This is a genomic window from Curtobacterium sp. VKM Ac-2889 (genome assembly GCF_015350855.1).
Taxonomy (GTDB): domain Bacteria; phylum Actinomycetota; class Actinomycetes; order Actinomycetales; family Microbacteriaceae; genus Curtobacterium; species Curtobacterium poinsettiae.
Genome location: NZ_JADKSC010000004.1, coordinates 85,683 through 110,146 on the forward strand (window position 1 = coordinate 85,683; position 24,464 = coordinate 110,146).

18 protein-coding genes are annotated in these 24,464 nt (G+C 71.4%); 7 read left to right on the top strand and 11 right to left on the bottom strand.

The genetic code is table 11. The features are described from left to right. The first annotated feature begins 511 nt into the window (after nucleotides 1-511). Nucleotides 512-1,831 (top strand): GNAT family N-acetyltransferase, encoded by a 1,320-nt coding sequence (locus tag ITJ50_RS13590; protein ID WP_194590696.1) that lies wholly within the window; start codon nucleotides 512-514, stop codon nucleotides 1,829-1,831. Beyond that, a complete protein-coding gene (locus ITJ50_RS13595; RefSeq protein WP_071251969.1) occupies nucleotides 1,831-2,295 on the top strand; it encodes a DUF2087 domain-containing protein in 465 nt (154 codons plus the stop codon). Before ITJ50_RS13590 ends, ITJ50_RS13595 begins: the two co-directional genes overlap by 1 nt. A 205-nt stretch (nucleotides 2,296-2,500) precedes the next feature. Here the strand turns inward: ITJ50_RS13595 and ITJ50_RS13600 are convergent, their stop codons facing one another. The 10 genes from ITJ50_RS13600 to ITJ50_RS13645 form a co-directional block, all read right to left on the bottom strand. Next, entirely contained in the window at nucleotides 2,501-3,505 is a 1,005-nt protein-coding gene (locus tag ITJ50_RS13600; protein ID WP_017888405.1) for an ABC transporter permease, read from the bottom strand. After that, nucleotides 3,502-4,437 (bottom strand): ABC transporter permease, encoded by a 936-nt coding sequence (locus ITJ50_RS17965; protein ID WP_017888404.1) that lies wholly within the window; start codon nucleotides 4,435-4,437, stop codon nucleotides 3,502-3,504. The genes ITJ50_RS13600 and ITJ50_RS17965 overlap by 4 nt, the downstream gene beginning before the upstream one ends. After that, on the bottom strand, nucleotides 4,434-6,236 hold the full coding sequence (locus ITJ50_RS13610) for a dipeptide ABC transporter ATP-binding protein (RefSeq protein WP_194590697.1): 1,803 nt from the start codon (nucleotides 6,234-6,236) through the stop codon (nucleotides 4,434-4,436). Before ITJ50_RS13610 ends, ITJ50_RS17965 begins: the two co-directional genes overlap by 4 nt. Beyond that, on the bottom strand, nucleotides 6,233-7,900 hold the full coding sequence (locus tag ITJ50_RS13615; protein ID WP_228499918.1) for an ABC transporter substrate-binding protein: 1,668 nt from the start codon (nucleotides 7,898-7,900) through the stop codon (nucleotides 6,233-6,235). The genes ITJ50_RS13610 and ITJ50_RS13615 overlap by 4 nt, the downstream gene beginning before the upstream one ends. A 203-nt stretch (nucleotides 7,901-8,103) precedes the next feature. Beyond that, nucleotides 8,104-9,030: a cation-transporting ATPase gene (locus ITJ50_RS13620; protein WP_194590699.1), complete on the bottom strand. Its 927-nt coding sequence runs from the start codon at nucleotides 9,028-9,030 to the stop codon at nucleotides 8,104-8,106. Nucleotides 9,031-9,541: 511 nt separating this feature from the next. Next, entirely contained in the window at nucleotides 9,542-10,816 is a 1,275-nt protein-coding gene (locus ITJ50_RS13625) for a D-arabinono-1,4-lactone oxidase (RefSeq protein ID WP_071251966.1), read from the bottom strand. Between the two features lie 17 nt (nucleotides 10,817-10,833). Beyond that, complete coding sequence (gene araA / locus ITJ50_RS13630; protein ID WP_042540339.1) at nucleotides 10,834-12,369, bottom strand: L-arabinose isomerase; 1,536 nt, start codon at nucleotides 12,367-12,369, stop codon at nucleotides 10,834-10,836. Continuing rightward, nucleotides 12,366-13,076 (bottom strand): L-ribulose-5-phosphate 4-epimerase, encoded by a 711-nt coding sequence (locus tag ITJ50_RS13635; protein ID WP_194590700.1) that lies wholly within the window; start codon nucleotides 13,074-13,076, stop codon nucleotides 12,366-12,368. Before ITJ50_RS13635 ends, araA begins: the two co-directional genes overlap by 4 nt. After that, nucleotides 13,073-14,776, bottom strand: coding sequence for a xylulokinase (locus tag ITJ50_RS13640; RefSeq protein WP_194590701.1), 1,704 nt, complete (start codon nucleotides 14,774-14,776; stop codon nucleotides 13,073-13,075). The genes ITJ50_RS13635 and ITJ50_RS13640 overlap by 4 nt, the downstream gene beginning before the upstream one ends. A 519-nt stretch (nucleotides 14,777-15,295) precedes the next feature. After that, complete coding sequence (locus tag ITJ50_RS13645; RefSeq protein WP_194590702.1) at nucleotides 15,296-16,294, bottom strand: LacI family DNA-binding transcriptional regulator; 999 nt, start codon at nucleotides 16,292-16,294, stop codon at nucleotides 15,296-15,298. A gap of 162 nt (nucleotides 16,295-16,456) precedes the next feature. Here ITJ50_RS13645 and ITJ50_RS13650 point away from each other — a divergent pair, with 162 nt between their 5' ends. The 4 genes from ITJ50_RS13650 (at nucleotide 16,457) to ITJ50_RS13665 (ending at nucleotide 21,783) form a co-directional block, all read left to right on the top strand. Continuing rightward, nucleotides 16,457-18,466 carry a glycoside hydrolase family 127 protein gene (locus ITJ50_RS13650; RefSeq protein ID WP_194590703.1) on the top strand — a complete coding sequence of 670 codons (2,010 nt, stop codon included), beginning with the start codon at nucleotides 16,457-16,459 and terminating at the stop codon, nucleotides 18,464-18,466. Further along, on the top strand, nucleotides 18,463-19,779 hold the full coding sequence (locus tag ITJ50_RS13655) for an ABC transporter substrate-binding protein (RefSeq protein ID WP_259494050.1): 1,317 nt from the start codon (nucleotides 18,463-18,465) through the stop codon (nucleotides 19,777-19,779). The genes ITJ50_RS13650 and ITJ50_RS13655 overlap by 4 nt, the downstream gene beginning before the upstream one ends. A 77-nt stretch (nucleotides 19,780-19,856) precedes the next feature. Beyond that, complete coding sequence (locus ITJ50_RS13660) at nucleotides 19,857-20,825, top strand: carbohydrate ABC transporter permease (RefSeq protein WP_194590705.1); 969 nt, start codon at nucleotides 19,857-19,859, stop codon at nucleotides 20,823-20,825. Between the two features lie 4 nt (nucleotides 20,826-20,829). After that, the gene (locus tag ITJ50_RS13665) at nucleotides 20,830-21,783 is read left to right on the top strand and encodes a carbohydrate ABC transporter permease (RefSeq protein WP_017888391.1); all 954 of its coding nucleotides are present in this window, start codon (nucleotides 20,830-20,832) and stop codon (nucleotides 21,781-21,783) included. A gap of 252 nt (nucleotides 21,784-22,035) precedes the next feature. On the opposite strand, the gene ITJ50_RS13670 is transcribed toward ITJ50_RS13665, so the two are convergent. Then, on the bottom strand, nucleotides 22,036-23,085 hold the full coding sequence (locus ITJ50_RS13670) for a substrate-binding domain-containing protein (RefSeq protein WP_194590706.1): 1,050 nt from the start codon (nucleotides 23,083-23,085) through the stop codon (nucleotides 22,036-22,038). Between the two features lie 180 nt (nucleotides 23,086-23,265). On the opposite strand from ITJ50_RS13670, the gene chvE reads away from it, so the two are divergent. Then, nucleotides 23,266-24,393: a multiple monosaccharide ABC transporter substrate-binding protein gene (gene chvE, locus ITJ50_RS13675; RefSeq protein ID WP_017888389.1), complete on the top strand. Its 1,128-nt coding sequence runs from the start codon at nucleotides 23,266-23,268 to the stop codon at nucleotides 24,391-24,393. Nucleotides 24,394-24,464 lie beyond the last annotated feature (71 nt).

Here is a 24,464-nt window from a genome sequence, read left to right on the forward strand (position 1 = left end):
GACTCCGTGCGCGTTCCCGCTCCCGGTGCGAGCTCCTGCCGCAGAGCAGCAGAGCCGCACCGTGCCGGATCGCCCGACCCGTGCGAACTTGCCCGCCCCGTGCCCCGCCACAACCCCGCACCGAGCCACCTCCACCGCCCCGGCCCACGAACCCCGCACCGTGCGGCTTCGGTCGAGCCCCCAGGACGCGACCACGGAACCGCACCGCGCCGGGTTCGTCGTGCGGTGCAGGGTTCGTCGTGCGGTGCAGGGCTCATCGTGCGGTGCCGGTTCTTCGGGCATGCGCACCGTGCCGGATCGCCCGACCCGTGCGAACTTGCCCGCCCCGTGCCCCGCCACAACCGCGCACCGAGCCACCTCCACCGCCCTGACCCACGAACCCCGCACCGTGCACCCCGCACCCCGCACCCCGCACCCCGCACCGTGCACCCCGACACCCAACTCCCGGCACGTGACCCCACGCAGACCACCCGGCTGTCGCGACGTCACCCGGTCCCGATAGTGTCGGAACGTGAGCAACGATGCATTCGACGACCGCTACGAGCTGCGCGAGTTCGCGCCCGGGACGGACGACAAGGGGGCACCGAACGCCGAGACGGCACCGTGGATGCAGGCCGTCGGGATGGGCTTCCACGAAGCCGACCCCGACGCCGAGGGCGCAGCCCGCATGGCGTCGCACTTCATCGCCGACGAAGAGACCTTCCTCGGCGTCTACGTGCGGAAGCCGTTCCCGGGGTCTGTCGACGAGACCTGGCCGGCCGGCACCTTCACCTGGTTCCGCAAGGCGCTGAGCTGGGGAGACGGGTCCTCCGTCGACACCCAGGCGATCTCCGCGGTCACCGTCCGTCCGACCGAACGCCGCCGCGGCATCCTGCGCCGGATGATGACGCACGCGCTCGAGCGGGGCGTCGCCGAGGGCTACGCCGTGGCGTCGCTGACCGCGTCCGAGGGCACCATCTACCGCCGCTTCGGCTTCGGCAGCGCCATCCGCGAGCGCGCGATCCACGTCCGCCGCGAACGCGCGCTCCCCCTGCTGGCGCCGACCTCCGGCACGGTGTCGGTCGTGACGCCGCAGTGGCTCGCCGACGGCCCGGGCAAAGCCGTCTTCGACCGCTTCCACGCCCGCACCCCCGGCTCCATGCTCCGCAACACCGGCACCTGGGACGTCGTCTTCGGCCTGCGTGGCCCCGACGGCCAGAAGGCGAAGGACGTCCGCGCTGCCGTGCACCGGCCCGACGGTTCGGACGACATCGACGGCTACGTCACCTGGCGCGTCAAGGAGACCAGCGGTTCCGACACCGCGCTCGAGGTCGTCGACCTGGTCTACGCGGACGACCGGGCCTACACCGCCCTGTGGGAGTTCCTGCTGTCGGTCGACCTCAACGACGTCGTGAAGTACAACCGGTCCCGCCTCGACGACCCGATCGTCGCGGCGCTCGGCGACAACCGTGCGTACGACGTCGACCACGAGGAGGACCACGTCTGGCTGCGCGTGCTCGACGTGGCGGCGGTGCTCGAGTCGAGGCCGTTCGCCACCGACGGCTCGCTGACACTCGCGGTCACCGATGCGCTCGGCCACACGACCGGCACGTACCGGCTGGACGTCCAGGAGGCCCGTGGCACCGTCACGCGCGTCGCCGACGACGTCGACGTGGCCGGGTCTGACGTCCAGCTCGACGTCGCGGAGCTCGGTGCGGTGCTGATCGGCTCGGTCTCCCCCGTCACCCTGGCGGCCGCCGGCCTGGTCCGCGCTGCGGACCCGGCGTCGGTGGAGCTGCTCCGCGCGATGCTGTTGCCGCCGCGGACGCCGCACGGCATCACGTATTTCTGATGGACGTCGCCCGGGTGGTCGGCCGGGCGCGTCAGGTCGTCTCCGTCCTGGCGTCCCCGGCCCTCCGTGCGGCGGTGTTCGCCGGAGCCCCCGCCGACGACCGCACCCGGGCGGCGGTCGGCTCGTTCGACTGGGTCACCGACGACGGCCCCGACGCCGCGGTGCTCGGTCGGACGGCACGGGAACTCCAGCGATTGCAGTCGCCGGCAGCGGTGCTCGAGTTCGACCGGATCGAGCGGATGCCGGTGAAGGACGTCGAACGACATGCGCTGTCCGTCCGGATCGTGGAGCTCGTGTTCGAGCGCCTCGGGCGTGACCGCGCCGTGCCGGAGGCCGTGCTGAACGCCGCGATCGGCATGCTGGCGGCCGACGTGTCCATCGTGCGCCGGGATGCGGTGGACCTCGGTGTGCTGACGCGGACCGACGACGGCTCGGTCTACCGGTTCGTGGGGCGCCCGGCCTGAGGCAGCCGGGCAGGCGGGCAGCCGGGGCAGGGCGGGGCGGGCAGCCGTCGCAGGGCGGGGCGAGCCGGGCCCGGCGCAGACGCACGGTGCAGGGTTCGTCGGACCGTGACGGGCTACCCGCTCGGTGCGGCGCCGTAGTGCAGCACGGAGCGGGCAACCTCGCACGGACCAGCGCGCCCCGCACGGTGCGCGGGCCGACCGCGCCCTACGCCCGGCGCCGCACCCGCGGGTCGACGAACGCGTAGACGATGTCGACGATCACGTTCGCGGTCACGATCAGCAGCGCCGAGAACAGCGTGAAGCCGACGACCACCTGCAGGTCGAGCGTGTGCACCGCGTCGATCAGCAGCGCGCCGAGACCCTGCATCGAGAACACCTTCTCGGTGATGACTGCACCGCCGAGCAGCGACCCGAGGTCGAGCCCGAACAGCGTCACCACGGGCAGGATCGCCGTCCGGAGTCCGTGCCGCACGACGACCTGGCGCTCGCGCAGTCCCTTGGCCCGAGCGGTCCGGACGAAGTCCTGCGACATCGACTCGAGCATCTCGCCGCGGGTCAACCGGGCGTAGATCGCAGCGCTGATGAAGGCCAGCACGCACCACGGCAGGATCAGGTGGGTGAACCAGCCGACCGGGTCGTCACCGAAGGCCACGTAGCCGCTCGTCGGCAGGATCCCGAGCACGAACCCGAACAGCAGGATGCCGAGCAGTCCGACCAGGTACGCCGGCGACGAGACACCCGCGACCGCGACCGTCATCACGGCCCGGTCGACGAAGGTGCCGCGACGCAGCGCCGAGACGGTGCCCCCGAACACCCCGGCCACGAGCCACAGCACAGCGGCTCCGACGGCGATCGAGGCGGTGACGGGCAGGCGCGCGAGGATGAGCTCGGTGACGCTCTCGTGCAGCTGGAACGAGTACCCGAAGCACGGCGCCGCGCACTCGATGACGCTGTTGCCGCTGCCGAAGGTCCGGCCGGTGAAGATGCCGGCCAGGTAGGCGCCGAACTGTGCGAGCCAGGGCTTGTCGGTGCCCAGGAACGCCTGCACCTCGCGCAGTCGGTCCGGGGTGCAGGGCTTGTCGCAGATCGCCCGCGCCGGGTTGGTCGGCAGCAGCATGAAGAGCGCGTACGTGATGGCCGCGACGACGAGCAGCACGACCGCCGCACCGAGCAGGCGGATCGCGAGGAAGCGCAGGGTCGCGGCGTTCACGCGGTGCCCCCTCGCGGGTCGAGGGCGTCGCGCAGGGCGTCGCCGAGCACGTTGAAGGCGAGGGTGATGAGGAACAGTGCGGCTCCGGGGAACACGAGGTACATGGGGTCGGTCTGCACCCAGCCGATGGCGTCACCGATGCTGCGACCCCACGACGGCGTCGGCGGGTTGACCCCGACGGCGAGGAACGAGAGCGCGGCCTCGGCACCGATCATCGACGGGATCGAGATCGTCGCGTAGACGGTGATGGTCGCGGCGAGGTTCGGCAGCAGCTGCGTGCGGATGACGTGCCACCGGCCGGCACCCATCGCGGTGGAGGCCACGACGTAGTTCCGGCTGACGAGCGACAGCGTCTGCCCTCGCACGACACGGGCCACGGCCGGCCAGCCGAAGAACCCGATGACGAGCACGACGAGCACGGGCTTCGGGAACGACGACGGCACGATCGCGGTGAGGGCGATCATGAACACGAGCGACGGGAACCCGAAGATCACGTCGACGACCCGCGAGAGCACCCGGTCGTACCAGCCGCCGAAGAACCCGGTCGTGACGCCGACGAGCACGCCGATGACGATCGACACCAGGGTGGCGGCGAGTCCGATGCCGAGCGAGGTCCGCGCGCCGTACGTGACGATCGAGAACAGGTCGCGCCCGGTCAGGGGCTCGACGCCGAACCAGTGCTCGCCGCTGATGCCGCCGCCCGGACCGCGCGGAGCACCGAACGAGTTGAGCGCGTCGATGTCGTACGAGTACGGGTCCTGCCCCGACGCCTTCGCGATGAGCGGGGCCGCCACGGCGACCACCAGGAACACCGCGATGACGACGGCCGAGGCCACCGCCCAGCGGTCCTGCCGCACCCGCCGCACGACGGCCCGGAAGCCGGTCGTACGGCCGGACGGTGCGACCGGTCGGTCGACCACGTTGGCCGTCACGAGGCCACTCCTTCCCACGCGCGCCACGCCTCGCGGCGGGCGGCCTGTCGCACGGGATCGGCGACGGGCGCTGCGGCGAGGAGCATGCGCGTGTAGTCCTGTTGCGGGTCGTCGAGCACCGCGTCGGTGCTCCCCCGTTCGACGATCCGGCCGTCGCGCAGCACGATCACCTGGTCGGCGAGCTGGCGGACGACGGCGAGGTCGTGGCTGATGAGCAGCATGCCGAAACCGAACTCCTGCTGCAGGCCGGCGAGCAGGTCGAGCACGGCGGCCTGCACCGTCACGTCGAGTGCCGAGGTCGGTTCGTCGGCGATGACGAGTGCCGGCCGCAGCGCGAGCGCACGCGCGACGGCGACTCGCTGCCGCTGGCCGCCGGACAGCTGGTGCGGGAACCGCTCGGCCCACGTCGGGTCGAGCTGCACGGCGATCAGCAGTTCGCGGACACGCTCGGCGCGTTCGGCTGCGGAGTCGGCGCCGTGCACGAGCAGCGGTTCCGCGATGCTCCAGCCGATGGTCTGCCGCGGGTTGAGCGACGACGCCGGGTCCTGGAACACGATGCCGACCCGGCTGCGCAGTTCGCGCAGCCGGCGTCCGCGAGCAGTGCGCAGGTCGCTGCCGTCCACCTCGACCGAGCCGGCGACGACGGGCACCAGGCCCGCGAGCGCGCGCCCGATCGTCGACTTGCCGGAACCGGATTCGCCCACCAGGCCGACGGTCTCACCGGCGTGCAGGTCGAGGTCGATACCGGACACGGTGGGTCCGCCTCGGCGCGAGTACCGCACGGCGACGTCGCGCAGGCGCGCCACGAGCGGACTGGGCCCACGCCGCCGGTTCTGGTCCGACGCGCCAGCGGCGGGCCGGCCGTGCCGGTGGGGAGAGGCGCGACTCGCGTCGTCGACGTCGGCCGGGGCCGAGGCGGTGCTCGCGTCTGCGGACAGATTGCGGCTTGCCGGAGCCGCGTCCGGTCCGGCAGGCCGAGTCTCGGTCGACGCGAGCGGCTCGGCGGAGCTTCCACGCGCCTCCAGGCTGGGGACGGCCGCGAGGAGCTCGCGCGTGTAGTCGGCGGTCGGGTGGGCGAAGACCTCGGCGACGGTCCCGTGCTCGACCGGGTCGCCGCGACGCAGCACCAGCAGGTCGTCCGCGACGTCCGCCACCACGCCCATGTCGTGGGTGATGAGCAGCACGGCCAGGGAACGCTCGCGGCCGAGCCGACGCAGCAGGTCGAGGATGCCGGCCTGCACGGTGACGTCGAGCGCGGTCGTGGGTTCGTCGGCGAAGAGCGCCACCGGATCGCCGGCCAGGGCCATCGCGATCATCGCACGCTGGAGCTGGCCGCCGGACAGTTCGTGCGGGTAGGCCTTCCGGATGCGCTCGGGGTCGGCGAGCCCGGCGTCGCGGAGCAACTCGTCGACGCGGGCCGTGACACCGGCACGGTCGAGTCCCGACGGGTGTACCCGGACGGCCTCGGCGATCTGGGTGCCGATCGACAGGACCGGTGTGAACGAGTTCATCGGCTCCTGGAACACCACGCCGATGCCCGCACCACGGACGGCGCGGACGGTCTCGGTGGCGGCACCGATGAGCTCTTCGCCGCGGAACCGGGCGCTGCCCGACACCGAGGCCTGCGGCGGCAGGAGCCCGAGCACGCTCATGGCGCTGACGGACTTGCCCGAGCCTGACTCCCCCACCAGGGCGAGGACCCGGCCGGGCGTCAGGTCGAAGGAGACGTCACGGACGACGGGCTCCGCGTCGCCGAACACGACGCGGAGCCCCTCGACCTGCAGGATCGGATCGGTCACTGCTTGAGCGAGACCTTGAGGTAGTTCGGGTACGCGGGGAAGTCCGCGATCTGGAAGTTCTGCACGTTCGACCCGGCGAGGAACGACTGCTTCGCGTAGATCAGCGGCACGACCGGGGCGTCGGCCATGATCTTCTGGTCGGCCTGTGCCCAGAGCTTCTGCGCGGCGTCCTGGTCGACCGTCGAGCTCGCCTTCGCGATGAGGGCGTCGACCTCGGGGTTGCGGTACTTCGAGACGTTGTAGCCGCCGCCACCGATCTGCGACGAGGCGTAGAGCGGCTGGAGGTTGGCGTTCGCGCTCGGGAAGTCCGGCTGCCAGCTCGACAGCGACAGGTCGAAGTCGGTGCCGTTGGTGGTCGCCTGCGTGAAGGAGTCGTAGTCGAGCGGCTTGAGCGTCACCGTGATCCCGGCACGCTTCAGGCCGGACTGCAGCGCCTGCGCCTGGGCGAGGTACGTCGGGTCGTTCTGCGTGACGAGGGTCAGCTTCAGGCCCGAGACACCGGCCTCCTTGAGCAGCTGCTTCGCCTTGTCGACGTCGCCGGTGGCCTTCGTCTTGTACAGGTCGTAGTCCTGGCGCCCCGCGATGCCCGGGGTGATCAGGGTCGAGGCGTACGACCCGGCGATCGCGCCGCCTGCGGCGATCCGGAACGACTTGCGGTCGACGGCGTACTGCAGGGCCTGTCGGACCTTGAGGTCCTTGAGCGCACCGCGCTGCGTGTTGATCGCCATGTAGCTGATCGGGCCGGCCTTCGAGGTGGCGAGGCGGTCCTGGGCGGCCGGGTTGCTGCGCACCTGGTTCAGCTCCGCGGCACCGAGGTAGATCGCCCCGAAGGAGTTCTTGGCGTCGCCGTTGTCCGCGATCAGGGTCTGCGTGGCCGTGGACTGGTCCTGGCTCTCCTTGAACACGATCTTCGACGGGCCGGCCGTGCGGACCTCGTCGGTCTTCGCACTCCAGTTCTTGTTGCGGACCAGCGTGACCTGCGAGCCCTGCGTGTTCGACTGCACCTGGTACGGGCCGGACGCGACCGGCTTCAGGTCGTAGGCGCCGGTGTCCTTGCCGTCGCCCTCGGGCACCGGGGTGAACGCCGGCATCGACGCGAGCCACGGCCAGTCGCCGTACGCGGCGTTGAGCTTGAAGACGATGGTCTTGTCGTTCGGGGTCTCGATGCTGTCGAGCGACTTGCCGTCGAACGGGCCCTTGTAGGAGTCACCACCGACCAGGAGCGACTTGTGGTAGCTCAGGCCACCGCTCAGCGTCGGCGCGAACGAGCGCTCGATGCCCCACTTGATGTCCTTCGTGGTGATCGGCGTGCCGTCCTGGAACTCGACGCCGTCCTTCAGCGTGTAGGTCCAGGTCTTGCCGTCGTCGCTCGAGACGCCGGTGTTGGTCGCCAGGTCGGGCACGACCTTCGCCGTCTTGCCCGGCTCGACGTCCCAGGTGGTGAGTCGACGCGCGACGAGCCCCATCGACGTGATGCCGAGGCTCTGGCTGGTCGCCGGGTCGAGGTGGAACGAGGTCTGCGGCGTCAGGATGTTGAGCGTGCCGCCCTTGGCCGTGCCGTCGGCGCCGTCGTCGGACGAGCCCCCACCCGAGCAGCCGGTCAGGACCAGGGCTGCTGCTGCGGCGACGGCCGCGGTGATCGTCAGGCGGTTGGGGCGTCTCATGACGGGGCTGCTCCTCGGGGAAGGGGGCGCGATCGCGGTGGCGGTCGCTGCGACGGCGGAACGGTCCACCCGCCGGGCGGCATCCATCCTGACACCGCGACGGTGGCCCGTCCGAATCTCGCGTGCGTCGGACGACGCACGACGAAACATTGCAAGCGCCGGACGCCGTCCCGCTATTCCCGATGCGTTCGCACCGTCGTGTGTCAGCGGTCGAAGAGCCCACCGAGGAAGTCGTTGCCGAGGTTCGACGCCTGCTCGCCGAGACCGGACGCCTGCTCACCGAAGCCCGCGGCCTGCTCACCGAAGCCACCGAGGAGCTGCTCACCCTGACCGGCGAGTCCCTCGACGCCACCGCTGAGGTCACCGAGCCCGAGGTCACCCATGCCCGAGGCGATGCCCTCGAAGTCCACGCCGAGGTCGGCAGCCCCGGCCAGCACCGGACCGGCGGCGGCGCTCAGCACCGCTCCCCCGGCCACCGCGGCGGCGAGGCCACCGAACGCCATCGCGCCAGCGCCGACCGCTGCACCGCCGGCGAAGGCCCCGGCGCGGCCGCGACCGTTGCCGTTGGCGTTGCCCGAGCGGCCGGAACCCCCGAGGACCCGTCGGACCAGACCCGGACGCGACATCTCCCCGCGGGTCATCGCACGGGCCATGCCGCCCGCCGAGTCGTCGCGCAGGTGCTCGTGGGGCGGGAGCTCGGAGTTCAGGCGGTCGCGGACCTGCTGGCGCTGCCCGGGGGTGAGCCGCGCGAAGGCGTCGTGGTGGACCTGTTCGAGCTGCTCCGGCGACGAGGTGCGGAGCAGGTAGTCGTACTTCGCCAGGGCGACCTTGTCGGCGTCGGCCCCGTGCTGCGGCGTGCCTGCGTGCTGCTGCTGCTGGCCGTACTGCTGCGGCTGGCCGTACTGCTGCGGCTGGCCGTACTGCTGCGGCTGGCCGTACTGCTGCGGCGGCTGCTGCTGGCCCCGGTCGTCACCGGTCAGCTTGTCCGCGGCGCTCCGCACGATGCCACGCCAGTCGGTTCCGCCCTGCTGCGATCCGGCGCCGGGCGCGGTTCCCCCCTGCCCACGCTTCTGGAGCTGCTTGTCGATGACCTTCGAGGCCATGCCGATGATGCGGTTGAGGTTCGCCATGCCCCGACCTTTGCGTCCTCACATGTGGACGACCGGTACCGAAGCGGGGGTTCGCCGGGGCATCCGATGGGGATCCCCTGTGAGAGTCAATCTGCATATCAGCGGACACATGCACGTAGGCTGGCTCCGGTCGCGTCACCGCCGGAGCGCGACCTGGGCGAAAGCGTGAGGCCCGGGACTGCGACAACAGTTCCGGGCCTCGATTCGCCTTCCGAGTGGAAAGCCAAGGGATGCATCAACCATCCCGAGTCCAACGCTCGGAACCGATGGTAGCCGAGCCCGCTCGGCGACGCATCCCTCGGCCGAAGCTCCTCGTGTCAGCCGGCGACGACACCAGGAGGTCAGCGATGTCGAACGACACCGATGATCGGTCCAGGCGTCGGGTGCCCTGGCTGGGGATCGCGAGCTTGCTCGTGACCGTGGTCAGGCTCCTGATCGACCTGTCCCGCAAGGACTGAGGACCCGGGTGTCCCGCACCACAGCCGGTGGTGCGGGACACCTGTCAATCGCGTCAGGACAGGATGCGCGCGAGGAACGCGTTGCGGAACCGCCCCGTGGGGTCGAGGTCACGGGCGAGTGCGGCGAAGTCGGACAGCCGCGGGTACGCCTCGTGCAGCCGCTCGGCGCCGGCAGCGGAGACCTTGCCCCAGTGCGGCCGCGGGTCGAAGGGCTCGAGGACGTCCTCGATCCGGGTGACCGCCGCGGCCACGGCGGCGGCGTCCCGGCGGAACGTGAAGTGCAGACCGACCGACTGTCGGCCGGATGACGGCGCGAGCCAGGCGGTGTCGGCCGCGATGGTGCGGACCTCGGCGGCGATGAGGATCGGCGCGAACAGCGACGCCAGCGGTCGGAGCGCCTCGAGTGCCGCCACGGCCGAGGCCGCGGGGATCAGGTACTCGGCCTGGATCTCGGCCCCGGTCGAGGGGGTGAACGAGGACCGGAAGTGCGGCAGCCGCTCGGCCCACGGCCCTGGCACGCCGCCCTGCTCGGTGACCCCGGCAGGGTCGTTCTCACCCGGGTGCACCGGACCCGAGGCTGCACGGGCTCCGAGGGCCACGAGGTCGACCGTCGGTGCGGCCTCGTCGACGCGGTGCTTGACCCAGACCTGCCGGGCGCCCCGGTCGTCGAACGACGTGAACATCGACACCGAGTACGCGTCGGACATCACCTGGTCGAACTGCGCGGCCACGGCCTCCCACGGCAGGTCGAGGTGCACCGTCGTGGCGACCTGGAACGTCGGCTCGATCGCGAGCTCCACCGCGGTGACGACGCCGAGCGCGCCGATCCCCACGCGGTGGGCGTCGAGCAGCCCGTCCGGCGACGCAGCGTCGACGTGGTCGAGCGCGCCGGAGGCGCGCACCACGTCGAGGCCGACCACCGCCTGCGCGAGCGACGGGTTCCGCACACCGGAGCCGTGCGTCCCCGTGGCGACGGCACCGGCCGTGGAGATGTGCGGCAGGGACGCGAGGTTCCCGAGGGCCCAGCCACGGGCCTCCAGGCCGGCCGCGACCTGACTGTGCGTCATGCCCGCGGCCACACGGACCACCCGCCGGGCCGTGTCGATGTCGAGCACGGGCGGCAGGTCCGACAGCGAGACCTGGACGGCATCCGTGTCGGCGATGGTGTTGAACGAGTGTCGCGAGCCGAGCGCCGTCAGGCGCGGCGTCGAGGCGACGAGCTGCTGGAGCTCGTCCACCGACGTCGGGCGGGCCAGCGCCGAGGCGCGGTAGGTGACGTTGCCCGCCCAGTTCGTGCGCGTGCGCTCGGCCGCGATCACGTCGTCCATCGTGGGTCCTGACTCCCCTAGAAGCCGCGGTCGAGACGGTGCCACGTCTGCTGGAGACGCAGCTCGTCGCGGAACCCGCGTGCGGTGGTGTGCTCGTCGATCACCAGGAACTCCGTGCCGACCATCGTCGCGAAGTCCTCGACGACCTGCAGGCCCACGGCCGTCGTCATGACGGTGTGGTGGGCGGCCCCGGCGGTGAGCCAGGCCTCGGCGGCGACGGGGAACGACGGGCGCGGCTCCCAGACGGCACGGCCGACGGGCAGCTTCGGCAGGGCCTCGGTCGGGGGCACGACGTCGACGACGTTCGCGGTGAGGCGGAACCCGTCGCGGGTGTCGGAGAGCGCGACGACGACGGCCTCGCCGGAGTCGGCGGTGAAGACCAGGCGGACCGGGTCGTCCTTGCCGCCGATGCCGAGCGGGTGGATCTCGAGCGTCGGCTTCGTGGTGGTGAGCGTCGGCGAGACCTCGAGCATGTGCGCCCCGAGGATCTTCTCGGCGCCCGGGGTGAGGTCGTAGGTGTAGTCCTCCATCAGGCTCGCACCACCGGGCAGGCCGGCGCCGGCGACGTTCATCGCGCGGACCAGGACCGAGGTCTTCCAGTCGCCCTCGGCGCCGAAGCCGTAGCCGTCGGCCATCAGGCGCTGCACGGCCAGGCCCGGCAGCTGCTTGAGCGAGCCGAGGTCCTCGAAGTTCGTGGTGAAGGCGGCGCTGCCGTTCTGCGCGAGCAGCGTGCGGAGGCCGATCTCGATGGCGGCGCCGTCGCGGAGCGCGGCGTGACGCTCGCCACCGTCGCTGCGGAGTGACGGGTCCACGTCGTAGTCGCGCGCGTACGTCGCCACGAGCGCGTCGACCGCTGCCGTGTCCGCTGCTGCGGCGTCCACCGCTGCTGCGAGCTCGTTGACCGCCCACGTGTTGACCTGCACGCCGAGCTCGATCTCGGCCTCGGTCTTGTCGCCCTCGGTGACGGCGACGTAGCGCATGTTGTCGCCGAAGCGGGTGAGCTTCAGCTCGCGGACGGCCGCGGCACCTGCGGCGGCACGGGTCCAGTTCGCGACGCGCTGCTGGACGCGCGGGTCCGAGACGTGGCCGACGGCCGTGGCGTGCCGGACGCCCAGGCGGGCCAGGGCGTAGCCGAACTCACGGTCGCCGTGCGCGGCCTGGTTGAGGTTCATGAAGTCGAAGTCGATGTCCGCCCAGGGCAGCGTGACGTTCGCCTGCGTGTGCAGGTGCAGCAGCGGCTTGGTCAGGGCCTGCAGGCCGCCGATCCACATCTTGGCCGGGCTGAACGTGTGCATCCACGTGGTGACACCGATGACCTTGTCGTCGGCGCTCGCCTCGATGAGCGCCCGGCGGATGCCGTCGGCGTCCTTGAGGACGGGCTTCCAGACGAGCTGCACCGGCAGGTGCCCGGCGAGCTCCGCGTGGACGGCCTTGCTCTGCTCCTCGACCTGGCGCAGGGTCTCCTCGCCGTAGAGCCCCTGGGAGCCCGTGAGGAACCAGACCTCGTAGCTGTCGAGCGTGGCCTGGGGGTCGACGGTGGTGTCCTGCGTCATCGCATGGCTCCTTCGGGGTTCTGTCCGTAGACGTTCTGGTAGCGATCGAAGAGTCGATCGATGTCTGCTTCGGGGATCGGGACGACCGCGCCGCCCTGCTTCGCGATGTGGACGGTCCGTGCCACGTCCTCGCACATCACGGCGGCCTTGACGGCGTCCTTCGCGTCCTTGCCGATCGTGAAGACGCCGTGGTTCTGCATCAGGACCGCACGGCTGCGGTGACCGCTCAGGGTGTCGACGATGCCGTGGCCGATCGAGTCGTCGCCGATGATCGCGAAGGGGCCGACCGGGATCGGTCCGCCGAACTCGTCCGCCATCGCCGTGATCACGCACGGGATCGCCTCGGCGCGGGCGGCCCAGGCGGTGGCGTACGTCGAGTGGGTGTGCACGACACCGCCGACCTCGGGCATGTTCCGGTACACGTAGGCGTGCGCGGCGGTGTCGCTGGAGGGACCGTGCGCGTTGCCCCAGCCCTCGGCCGGCACGCCGTCGAGCGTGCAGACGACCTGGTTCTCCGGCGTCAGGTCGTCGCTCGACACCCCGCTCGGCTTGATGACGAACAGGTCCGTACCGGGCACGCGCTCGGAGACGTTGCCGCCGGTCCAGATCACGAGGCCGTAGCGGACGAGTTCGCCGTGCAGGCGCGCGACGCGCTCCCGCGTCGTCGCCACCGCCTGGCGTGTGGTCTCGTCGATCGCGTCCGTCATCGGGTCACTTCCTCTGTCTGGAGGCGCGGGTCGGCGCCGTCGGTCGCTTCGGTCGGTCCTGTGGTCGCGCTGGGGCGGGTCGCCGCCGCGGCGACGTCCTGCACGGGCAGTGCGGCCCGGTAGCGGTCCAGGTACGTCTGGAACCCGGCGACGTCCGCCGGCTCGGGTTCGGCCACGTGCACGGCGTCCCCGCCGAACACGGTGTCCGACAGGTAGTCGGCGAGCTGCTGGTCGGTGTGCTCGAGGTAGGCGGCCAACACCGCGATCCCCCAGGCGCCGCCCTCGCCCGCGGTCTCCTCGAGCGCGATCGGCACCCGCAACGCCGCCGCGAGGAGCCGCTGCGGGCTGCCGGGCGTCCGGAAGAGCCCGCCGTGCGCCGTCATCCGGTCGACCTGCACCTGTTCGCCGTGCAGGACGTCCATGCCGATGGCCAGGGTCGCGAAGGCGCCGTGCACCTCGGAGCGCACCAGGTTGCCGAGCGTGAAGCGTGCGCCGGGGGTGCGGAGCAGCAGGGGCCGGCCGTCCTCGACGTGGGTGACGGGTTCGCCCGCCAGGTAGTTGAAGGAGAGCAGACCGCCGGCGTCCGGGTCGGTGTCGTCGGCGACGGCCTCGGCGAGCAGCGTGGCGTAGACGTCGTCGATGCCGATCGGCGTCGCGCCGGTCCGCTCGCTCGAGGCCTCGGCGAAGCGCCCGAACACCCGGGCCCAGCTCGCGATCTCGCTCGCGCCGTTGTTGCAGTGCACCATCGCCACGGCGTCCCCGGCCGGGGTGGTGACGACGTCGAGTTCCTCGTGCGCGGTGGTCAGCGGCTGCTCGAGCACGACCATCGCGAAGATGCTCGTGCCGACACTGACGTTGCCGGTGCGCGGGGCGACCGCGTTCGTCGCGACCATGCCGGTGCAGGCGTCCCCCTCGGGCGGGCAGAGCGGTGCACCGGGTTCGAGCGTGCCGGTCGGGTCGAGCCAGGCTGCACCCTCGGGGGTCAACTCGCCCGCTTCGGCGCCGGCCACCAGGACCTCGGGCAGCAGGGACCGCAGGTCCGGCAGGCCGATCAGGTCCTGCGCGGTGGCGAGCATGGCGGGGTCGAAGTCCTTGGCACCGGGGTCACCGGGGCCGCTGTCGACGGGGCCGCCCTCGATGGGGAACATGCCGCTGGCGTCACCGACACCCAGCGCGTTCCGACCGGTCAGACGACGGTGGACGTAGCCGGCCAGGGTCGTCACACCGGCGATCTCGGCCACGTGCGGCTCGTCGTCGAGGACCGCCTGGTACAGGTGCGCGATCGACCAGCGCAGCGGGATGTTGAACCCGAGGGCGTCGCTGAGTCGTTCGGCTGCGGGACCCGTGGAGGTGTTGCGCCAGGTGCGGAACGGCACGAGCAGCTCGCCCGCGGCGTCGAACGCCAGGTAGCCGTGCATCATCGCGCTCACGCCCACCGCGCGGAAGGTCGTCGGGGTCACGCGGTACTGCGACTCGACGTCGGCGACCAGGGCGGCGTACGCGGCACGGAGTCCGGTCTCGACGGCCTGCAGCGAGTAGGTCCAGCGCCCGTCGACGTACTCGTTCTCCCACTCGTGGGAGCCGGCTGCGATGGGGACGAGGTCCTCGTCCACCAGGCAGGCCTTGATGCGGGTGGAGCCGAGCTCGATCCCGAGCGTGGTGCGGCCGTCCACGATCCGCTGTCGGCGGTCGTCGCCCATGCGTTCCTCCAGAACCTCGTCGTCCTCAGTGAGCGCTCACATCCTGGCACGTGAGCGCTCACACACGCAACGCGGCGGCGCGCCGCCCGTCCTGCCCGTCCCACTCGTCCGCCCGCTTCCCCCGCCGGTCGAAACTCCCCGCTCAGTTCCGCCGACCGGTCACGAACCGTCGTCCGGCGCACCTGCAGCCGGCCGTTCCTGACCACTCGACGTCCCACTCACGACGGGTCGTGACCGCGCGACGCACGAGGGCGAAGACGACATGCGACCACTCGCCGCCCCGCACCCGGGCATGTCCCGACCCCTCGCCGCCCCACACCCGCGCGAGTCCTGACCCCTCGCTGCCCCACACCCGGGAGCGCCGACCCGCCGGACCCGCGACACCCCGAACGGCGGCGCGCGGGACGGTCACGACGCCCCGTTGCCTCCCCGCCCCGCGGTCACGAACGGTCGGCTGGCGGCGCGCAGAGCGACGGTTCGTGACCACTCGACCACGGCGGACGGGGTGTCGTGACCGACCTACGCCCCGACGGTGCTCTCGCGGATGACGAGCGACGGGGTCACGGCCGCCGACGCCGCGGTCCCGCCGTCGATCAGGGCGAGGAGCGCCTGCCCCGCGACGCGCCCGAGCTCCTCGAGCCGCAGGTCGACCGTGGTCAGCGGCGGCCTCGAGGCGAGCGCCATCACGTCCCAGTCGTCGAAGCCCGTGACCGCGACGTCTCCCGGCACCGAGCGTCCGAGCTCCCGCAGCCGGTCGCACACGCCCCGGGCGATCTGGTCGCTGCCACAGACGATCGCGTCGACGTCGGGCGACTGCCGGGCCAGCAGGTCCACGGCCTGCCGCCCCCAGCGCTCCGACCACTCGCCGTACAGCGGCTCGGTGACCAGGTGCGACCCGAGCACCGACGTGGCACCGGCGACGCGTCGCGCTGCCGACCGGTGCCGCGCCGGCCCCGTCACGATCGCGACCCGCTGCTTCCCGAGCGAGCGCACGTGCGAGGCGACGAGTGCCGAACCGGCGGCGTCGTCGAGCGTGACCGACACGTCGCTGTCGTCGGTCGAGGGCGAGAAGGCGTAGACGACGGGGATGGACGCGTCGATCGGGGGCCGGGCGTCGGCGGAGCGGCCGGTCACGATGATGCCGTCGACACCGCGGGCCGCCAGGGAGCGCAGGTAGTGGGCCTCGCGCACGTGGTCGTCGCGGGTGTCGCAGAGCAGCACGGCCATACGCCCAGCGGACAGGGCGTCCTCGGCACCGAGCAGCACCGGGATCGAGAACCGGCCGAACGAGTCGGTGGTGATCATGCCGACGGTGTAGGTCCGCCCCGAGGACAGCGCACGGGCACGGGCGTCGCCGACGAACCCGAGCTTCTCGGCGGCTTCCTTCACCCGCAGCCGGGTGGCGTCCCGCAGCTGTCCGGTGCCGTTCAGCGCCTTCGACGCGGTGCCGATCGACACCCCGGCGAGCGCCGCCACGTCGGTGATCCGGATCGGCTGTCCGGTGCGTTCGAGCGTCACGGCAACCACCTTTCCGATGACCAGGACGTGCCGATGACCTTACACAAAAGCACCGGAATGCTCTTGCGCGGCGTGCGCCCCGTGTCGTAGCGTCCACCGCAGAAACCGTTTTCCGGATCGATGACGACCCGGACGGCCCGAGTCACATCGCAAGGAGGCGACATGACCACCACGCTCGCGACCGATCGCGGCGCGCACACCGCGACCCCGGTCCTCCCGACCGCCGACGCGCACCTCACGCTCCGGCCGCTGCCGACCGGCGACGCCCGGATCACGGGCGGCTTCTGGGCGCTCCGACAGGAGCGCAACGGCCGTGACGCCGTGCGGAGCGGCTACCAGCAGCTCGAGACGGCCGGCAACTTCCGGAACCTGCGCATCGCCGCGGGGCTCGAGGAGGGCGAGGCCGTCGGCCCGATCTTCATGGACTCCGACGTGACGAAGTGGCTCGAGGCCGTGGCGTGGGAGTACGGCCGCGCCCCCGCCGAGGACCTGCTCGACCTGCAGCGCGAGGTCACCGCGCTGTACGCCCGAGCCCAGGCCGAGGACGGCTACCTGGACTCCGTGCAGCAGGTCCGCGGCAAGGGCGAGCGGTACACGGACCTCAAGTGGAGCCACGAGATGTACTGCGCCGGGCACCTGTACCAGGCGGCCGTGGCCCAGCACCGTGCGACGGGCGACACCGGGCTCCTCGAGGTCGCGATCAAGAACGCCGACCACCTGGTCCGCACGTTCGGCGACGGTACCGCCCCGGACGGCACGCCGAAGACCCGCGACGTCGACGGCCACCCCGTCGTCGAGATGGGCCTGGTCGAGCTGTACCGCGAGACCGGCGACCGCGCCTACCTCGACCTGGCGCACTGGTTCGTCGATGCCCGGGGCCACGGGATCATCGAGCGCGCCGGCGGCGAGCCGACGTACTTCTCCGACCGGGTGCCGAGCCGCGAAGCCACGACGGTGGAGGGCCACGCGGTCCGCGCCGTGTACCTGGCCGCGGGTGCCGTGGACGTCGCGATCGAGACCGGGGACACCGAGCTCCTCACCGCGAGCGAGACGCAGTTCGCGGACATGATGGCGACGAAGGCGTTCATCACCGGCGGCCTCGGGGCTCGCTGGGACTGGGAGGCGTTCGGCGACCCGTACGAGCTGCCGACCGACCGCGGCTACGCCGAGACCTGCGCGGCGATCGGCGGGGTGCAGTGGGCCTGGCGCCTGCTGCTCGCGACCGGCAAGCCCGTGTACGCGGACGCGATCGAGCGCCTGCTCTACAACGCGTTCCTCGCCGGGGTGAGCCTGGCCGGCACCGAGTACTTCTACGTGAACCCGCTGCAGCAGCGCGACCACGCCCACCAGGACGAGAACCGCTCCCCCGCCCACGGGCGTCGCGGCTGGTTCGACTGCGCCTGCTGCCCGCCGAACATCATGCGGACCTTCGCGAGCCTCGACGGCTACCTGGCGACCGCGACGGACGGCGGGTTGCAGATCCACCAGTACGCCACCGCGGACCTCGGTCCGGTGCGCGTCGACACCGACTCCCCGCACGACGGCCGCGTCCGTGTCACGGTCACCGAGGACGGCCCGCTCGCCCTGGGCCTGCGGATCCCGGCCTGGTCGGACACCACGACCGTCACGGGTCCGGACGGGTCCGCGAACCCCACGGCGGGCACGCTGCACGTCGTCGACCGCGAGTGGTCGGCGGGCGACACCGTCGAGCTCGTCTTCGACACGACGCCGCACCGGTACGTCGCCGACGCCCGCATCGACGCCGCCCGCGGGCAGGTCGCGATCGAGCGCGGCCCGCTCGTGTACGCGGTCGAGCAGGCGGACCAGCGGGGCTTCACGGTCGACGACCTGACGGTCGACGCCGACGCGCCGATCACCGAGGAACACCGCGGCGACCTGCTCGACGGCGTCGTCACGCTGCGGATCCCGGGGCACGCCCCGGCCGAGCACGTGCAGCCGGCCTGGCCGTACCAGCGTCTGGACGGGCCGGGAGGCGCGACCACGGCCCGCGACGCGACCACCGTCGACGACGTGGCCGGTCCGCAGGGCGCCACCACGGGCCTCCAGGCCGGTCGCGACGTCCACGACGTCACCGCCACCGCGGTCCCGTACTACGCGTGGGCGAACCGGGGAGCCGCGCCGATGCGCGTCTGGCTCCCGCTGGCGCGGTGACCGGCGTGGACCGCCGTGCGTTCCTCGTCGGCGGCGTCGCCGGCGGGGCAGCCCTCGCCCTGGCCGGGTGCTCCGGCACCCTGCCGAAGGTCGTCGCGAAGCCCGCGAGCTTCGGGAAGGACGCGACCGGCACGGTGCAGGTGTGGTGCCGGTCGGCGACCCAGGCCGGCCTGACGTCGGCCGTCGCCGGGTTCAACAAGGCGAACCCGGAGCTGCAGGTCCAGCTGACCCCGGTGCCGGACGCGCAGTACGTGACCAAGCTGGCGACCGCGATCCGCGGCGGTGAGCCGCCGGACGTCGTGGACATCGACGACATCAACTCGCAGCTGTTCATCTTCCGCGAGGCGTTCGCCGACCTGACCGACGTGGTCAAGAACCTGGACTACTTCGATGCGATCTCGCCGGGGCACCTGCGCCTGCTCGAGTACCGCGACCGGTACTACGGGCTGCCGTACCTGGCGGACAACTCGCAGCTGTTCGTCAACACCGAGCTGTTCGAGCGTGCGGGCCTCGACGTCGAGGAGTCGACGAAGGACCTGTCCACGCTGCTCGACGCGGCGAAGGCCATCCGGAAGCTCGACGACGACGTGTACGGCTGGTCGATCTCCGGCAACGCCGCCGGCATCATCGGCTTCGTCACGCAGCCGCACGTCTGGGCGACCGGCGTCGACATGATGACCGGCGAGGTCGGCTCCCAGCGGCCGAACATCACCGGCAACGAGGCCCTCGAACGCATGCTCGAGTTCTACCGGCAGCTGTGGAAGGACGGCGTGCTGTCGAAGGCGACGTACTCCGACGCCGGCACCACGTGGGGTGCCGACTTCCGGGCCGGCAAGGTGGGGATCTTCCCGACCTCGTACGGGGCGACCGTGCCCGCGGCCACCAAGGCGATGCGGGCGAAGATGCAGACGGTGCTCATCCCGTCGTGGGACGGCCAGCGGTCGTTCTTCGACGGCGGCGACAACATGTGCATCCCGAACGGAGCGGCGAACCCGTCCGGTGGATGGGCGTTCATGCAGTACGCGAACGCGCTCCAACAGCAGCAGGCACTGCCGGACGGCGGGTACTTCCCGACGCGGTCCGACGCCGCCACCCCGGAGTACCGCAAGCGGTTCCCGCTGGCGTACGGCCCGCTCGACGCCATCGAGAAGGGCTACGCGCCGCAGACGCTGGCGTACAACCTGCTCAACAACCAGCCGTCGTCGCCGTACTTCGCGATGTTCCGCGAGGCCGTGTTCGGGTCGGGGAGCGCTGCCGCCATGCGGACGGCGCAGTCCGACTACCAGCGGATCCTCGACCAGGTGCAGGCCTGAGCCTGCCTGCTCGCTCGTCTCGCTCGTCTCGGGCTCTGGCTCGTCTCGCTCTTGTTGATGCACAGAGAGGTGCACGCATGTCGACCATCTCCACCCGGCGTCCCGCCGGCCGGACCGGCCCGGGCCGTCCAACCGTGGGCCGCGGCCCGGGGCGCGGCGGCTCCGCCCGGACCCGCAACTCGCTCACCCACCCGCCGCGCACCGGCGCCGTCCTCGTCGCCCCGGCGATCCTGTTCGTCGCCGTCTTCGTGCTCGTCCCGCTCGTGTTCGCGCTCTACATCTCGTTCACGAACTGGCCCCTGATCGGTCCGTACCGGTTCATCGGACTGCAGAACTACCTGACGCTGTTCCAGGACCCGACGTTCGTGCACGCGATCGGCTACACGCTGCTGTACACGGCGATCGTGACCCTGCCGATCCTGGCGCTCGGGTACTTCCTCGCCGTGCTCGTCCGGGCCCGCCGCCGCGGCAGCACGATCCTGCGGACGGTGTTCTTCCTGCCGTACGTGGTCGGGCTGACGACGCTCTCGTTCATGCTCGTGCTCGAGGCGCAACCGAACTCCGGCGCGGTCAACATGGTGCTCCGCTGGCTCGGGATCACCGACGGCAGCACCGCGTGGCTCGTGAACGGCCCGCTGGCGACGGTGCTCATCTGCGTGCTCGTGGTCTGGGCGGTGTCGGGCTTGACGATGGTGCTGCTCATGTCGGCGATGCAGGGCGTCCCCGACGAGGTCTACGAGTCCGCGCAGCTCGAAGGGGCGTCCTGGTGGCAGACCGAACGCCTCATCACGTTCCCGATGATCCGCTCCGCCGTCGCGCTGAGCGTCATCATCTCGGTGATCGGGTCGCTGCTGGCCTTCAACCAGTTCTACATCCTGACCCAGGGCGGGCCGGGCACCGAGACCACCACCATCGTGAACGCGATCTACAACCGCGGGTTCGTGAACCTGCAGCTCGGGGCCGCGACCGCCCAGTCGATCGCCCTCGTCGTGGTGATCGCCGCCGTGACGGTGTTCCAGTTCTGGGCACTGCGAGAGAAGGACTGACGCCATGAGCACCACGACCTCCCGTGCGGCCCTCTCGGCGCCGGACCTGTCCACCAGGACCCTGACCACCACGGGCGACGGCCGACGTCGGCGCCACCAGCAGGGCAGCGTCCAGCACCCGCGCGACACCACCGTGAAGCGCACCCTGTACGCGATCGCCGGCATCGGTTCCGCGCTCGTGTTCGGTGTCCCGCTCATCTGGTCGATCCTGCGGGCGTTCCAGTCCGAGGCCGTCATCACGCAGGCCCCGGACCCGGCGACGTTCTTCCAGCTCGGGTGGCAGAACTTCGCCGCCGTGTTCGCCTCGTCGTCGCACCTGCTCACCGGCGTCGTGAACTCGCTCATCGTGTCGATCGCCACGGCGGTGCTGACCGCGGTCATCGCGACGATGGCCGGCTACGGCTTCGCCCGCTTCCGGTTCCGGGGATCCGGCGTCGTGTTCGGCCTGGTGCTGCTGACGATGATGGTGCCGTTCCAGGCCATCCTCACGCCGCTGTACCTCGAGATGAACGCGATGGGGCTGACGAACTCGCTGCTCGGGCTCGTGCTGTTCTACACGACGGTGAACCTGCCGTTCGGGGTGTTCGTGATGCGGAACGCGTTCGAGTCGATCCCCACCGAGCTCGAGGACTCGGCGTTCGTCGACGGGGCCTCGCGCTTCCGGGTCGTCGTGTCGGTGCTCCGCCCGCTCCTGCTGCCCGGGGCGGCGACCGCGGCACTGTACGCGTTCCTGGCGTCGTGGACGGAGTTCCTCGGAGCGCTGACGTTCCTGACGAAGGACTCGCTGTACACGCTGCCGGTCGCGCTGCTCAACCTGCAGACCGGGGCGTACGGGCAGGTGTCCTACGGCAACCTCGTCGCCGGGTCGGTGGTGGCGATGATCCCGTGCATCGCGCTGTACGTCGGGTTGCAACGGTTCTACGTCGCCGGGCTGTCGTCCGGGGCGTTGAAGGGCTGACGGTCGGGTCAGCTCGGGGTCGTGCGCGGTGTCGCACCGTGCGCGGCCCCTCGGTCGGTGCGGGGTCGTGCGCGGCTTCGCACCGTGCGCGGCCCCTCAACCGGTGCGGGGTTGATCGCTCGGTGCGGGACTGTAGCGCCGCACCGAGCGATCAACCTCGCACCGGCCGCACAACGCTGCACCGTGCGCCGCGGGCCGGCGCACGGAAGAACCTCGCACCACCCGCACACCGCCGCACCGTGCGAGGGGGCGCTACGTGCTGCGCCGCACCACCAGCTCGGGCGCGAGCAGTGTCTCGTCGCGGGGCTCCCCCTCGACCAGGGCCCGCACGGTGTCGAGCACCCGCTCCCCCATCGCCCGGAAGTCCTGCCGCACGGTGGTCAGCGGCGGCGTGAAGTGCGCGGCCTCGGGGACGTCGTCGAAGCCCACGACCGCGATGTCGTCGGGCACCCGCAGCCCCTCGTCGGCGAAGGCGTGCAGCACCCCGAGCGCCATCTGGTCGTTGCCCGCGAAGACCGCGTCGACCGTCCCCACGTCGATGTGCCGGGCAGCTGCGAAGCCGCTCGCCGGGGTCCAGTCGCCCTCGAGCACGACGGGTTCGAGCCCGGCGTCCTGCATGATCCGCACGTAGGTGGCACGGCGGACCTCGGACTCCTGCGACACGTGCGGTCCGGCGATGTGCACGATCCGGCGGTGTCCGCGGTCGAACAGGTGCTGCATCACGAGCGAGGTGCCGGCGGCCTGGTCGATCGCGACCGCGGCGACGCTCGGCGCAACCGGGTTCCGGACGGCGTCGCGCTGCACCGCGTTCGACACCACGACGGGCACCGTGACCGGCACGGTGAGCGAGGCGAGGGCGTCGAGCACCCGGTTGTCAGCGGCGACGAGCACGATCGCGGCGACGTCCTGCGCCAGCAGCGTGGTGAGCGCCCCGGACAGGTCGGACGGCCGCGGTTCCTCGGGCAGGGTGGACAGCAGCACGTGGTACCCGGCAGAGCGGGCAGCCCGTTCGAAGCCGATCGAGGTGCTCGACGGGCCGTACAGCGCGTCGCCGGCGGTGATGATGCCGAGCGCCTTGCTCCGCCCACCGGCGAGCGCCCGGGCGGCGGCGCGGGGCCGGTACCCGAGTTCGGTCACGGCGTCGGTGACCTGCGTCCGGTACTGCTCGCGGACGGTCGGGTCACCGTTGATGACACGCGAGACGGTCTGGTGGGACACGCCCGCGCGTTCGGCGACGTCGAAGATCGTCGGGGCCTTCCGGCGCTTGCCGCCCGTGCCCTCGGGGGCGGTCCTGGTGCTCACGTGGCCAACCGTACCGCTCGGTCCGGCCACCGCGGCAAGATCACGAAACGGCGACGCTGAGTTGACACCCCGTCACGGAACCCACAAGATGTGAGCGCTCACACGAGCGCATCCCGCGGGGCACAGCAGCCCCGGCACCCGACCGCGTCGAGGACGACGCGAAGGAACAGAGGTACTTCGATGATGAAGCGCAGGATCATCGCGGGCGTCGCAGCCGTCGGCATCGCGATCTCGCTGGCCGCTTGCTCGGCCGGCGGCCGTGCATCCACCGATGGTGGCGGCAGCGGCGACAACAAGGGCGCCCTCGTCGGCGTCGCCATGCCCACCAAGGTCTCCGAGCGGTGGATCAAGGACGGCAACGCCGTCAAGAGCGACCTCGAGAAGGCCGGCTACAAGGTCGACCTCGAGTACGGCGACAACAAGGTCCAGCAGCAGGCCCAGCAGGTCAGCAACATGATCACCAAGGGCGCGAAGGTCCTGATCATCGCCTCGATCGACGGTGGCGCGCTCTCCGACCAGCTCGACGCCGCCGCCAAGGCCGGCATCAAGGTGATCTCGTACGACCGCCTGCTCACGGGCAACAAGAACGTCGACTACTACGTGTCCTTCGACAACGAGAAGGTCGGCGTCGACCAGGCGAACAGCCTGCTCACCGGCCTGGGTGTGCTCGACGCGGACGGCAAGAAGACCGGCGAGAAGGGCCCCTTCAACATCGAGGTCTTCGCCGGCTCGCTCGACGACAACAACGCCGGGTTCTTCTTCAACGGCGCCATGAAGACGCTCAAGCCGTACCTCGAGGACGGCACGCTGAAGATCCAGTCCGGCCAGGACAAGCTGTCCCAGGCCGCGACGCAGCAGTGGGACCCGGCCACGGCCAAGGCCCGCATGCAGAACCTGGTCGCCAAGTCCTACTCGGGCGGCACCACGCTCGACGGCGTGCTCTCGCCGTACGACGGCATCTCGATCGGCATCATCTCGGCACTGCAGGGTGCCGGGTACGGCACGAGCGACCGTCCGCTCCCGACCGTCACGGGCCAGGACGCCGAGGCCGCCTCGGTCAAGTCGATCATCGCCGGGCAGCAGTACTCGACCATCTACAAGGACACGCGCAAGCTCGCCAAGCAGTCGGTCACCATGGCCGAGGACCTGCTCACCGGCAAGAAGCCCGAGGTCAACGACACCAAGAGCTACGACAACAAGGTCAAGGTCGTCCCGACCTTCCTGTTCCAGCCGACGGTCGTCACGAAGGACAACTACAAGGAAGTCCTCGTCGACTCGGGGTACTACACCGAAGCCGACCTGAAGTAGTCAGGGCCCATCTCTCGGACCGGAGGCGCGGTGCCAGCTGCGCACCGCGCCTCCAGTCCGTCTCCACCAGC

Bases quoted from the DNA above. Each gene is read 5' to 3' on its own strand.
- chvE (WP_017888389.1), top strand. From the start codon at position 23,266: ATGATGAAGCGCAGGATCATCGCGGGCGTCGCAGCCGTCGGCATCGCG.
- ITJ50_RS13620 (WP_194590699.1), bottom strand. From the start codon at position 9,030: ATGGCGAACCTCAACCGCATCATCGGCATGGCCTCGAAGGTCATCGAC.
- ITJ50_RS13665 (WP_017888391.1), top strand. From the start codon at position 20,830: ATGAGCACCACGACCTCCCGTGCGGCCCTCTCGGCGCCGGACCTGTCC.
- ITJ50_RS13635 (WP_194590700.1), bottom strand. From the start codon at position 13,076: ATGACGGACGCGATCGACGAGACCACACGCCAGGCGGTGGCGACGACG.
- ITJ50_RS13615 (WP_228499918.1), bottom strand. From the start codon at position 7,900: ATGAGACGCCCCAACCGCCTGACGATCACCGCGGCCGTCGCCGCAGCA.
- ITJ50_RS13660 (WP_194590705.1), top strand. From the start codon at position 19,857: ATGTCGACCATCTCCACCCGGCGTCCCGCCGGCCGGACCGGCCCGGGC.
- ITJ50_RS13640 (WP_194590701.1), bottom strand. From the start codon at position 14,776: ATGGGCGACGACCGCCGACAGCGGATCGTGGACGGCCGCACCACGCTC.
- ITJ50_RS13625 (WP_071251966.1), bottom strand. From the start codon at position 10,816: ATGGACGACGTGATCGCGGCCGAGCGCACGCGCACGAACTGGGCGGGC.
- ITJ50_RS13650 (WP_194590703.1), top strand. From the start codon at position 16,457: ATGACCACCACGCTCGCGACCGATCGCGGCGCGCACACCGCGACCCCG.
- ITJ50_RS13595 (WP_071251969.1), top strand. From the start codon at position 1,831: ATGGACGTCGCCCGGGTGGTCGGCCGGGCGCGTCAGGTCGTCTCCGTC.
- araA (WP_042540339.1), bottom strand. From the start codon at position 12,369: ATGACGCAGGACACCACCGTCGACCCCCAGGCCACGCTCGACAGCTAC.